Here is a 578-nt window from a genome sequence, read left to right on the forward strand (position 1 = left end):
GTCCGCGGCGGTGCCACGATCAGCGATCGCTGACCTTTACCAATCGGCGAAACCAAATCGATCACGCGAGCAGACTTGTCCTTGATGGTCGGATCTTCGATTTCCATCTTCAGACGCTCATCCGGATACAGAGGCGTCAGGTTGTCGAACAGAATCTTGTGTTTGGCCTTGTCCGGATTTTCAAAGTTGATCTTGGTGACATTTGTCAGCGCAAAGTAACGCTCGTTTTCATCGGGCGCTTTGATCTCACCTTCAACCGTATCTCCGGTGCGCAGCGAATGCTTGCGGATCATGTCAGGCGAAACATAGATATCATCCGGTCCGGGTAGATAGTTCGCCTCGGGCGAGCGCAGAAACCCGAACCCGTCTTGTAGAACCTCCAGCACGCCGTCGCCACCGATGGTCCAGCCCTCATCTGCACGTTCGCGCAGAATCTGAAACATCATCTCGCCCTTGCGCATGGTTGAGGCGTTTTCGACCTCAAGCTCCTCGGCCATCGCCAGAAGGTCTTTGGGGCTTTTGGCCTTCAGATCGGCCAGATTCAGGGATTCAGTTGTCATGATGATACGAACCTCGGC

General features: G+C 54.3%; 1 protein-coding gene. It reads right to left on the minus strand.

Going from position 1 to position 578, the window contains the following annotated elements:
• Positions 1 to 560 (minus strand): Rho termination factor N-terminal domain-containing protein (locus ACR0EL_RS22605; RefSeq protein ID WP_480502371.1); only part of this gene is annotated, 560 nt, incomplete at its 3' end.
• Between the last annotated feature and the right edge of the window lie 18 nt (positions 561 to 578).

The sequence above is a fragment of the Ruegeria sp. AH12 genome, assembly GCF_056541465.1.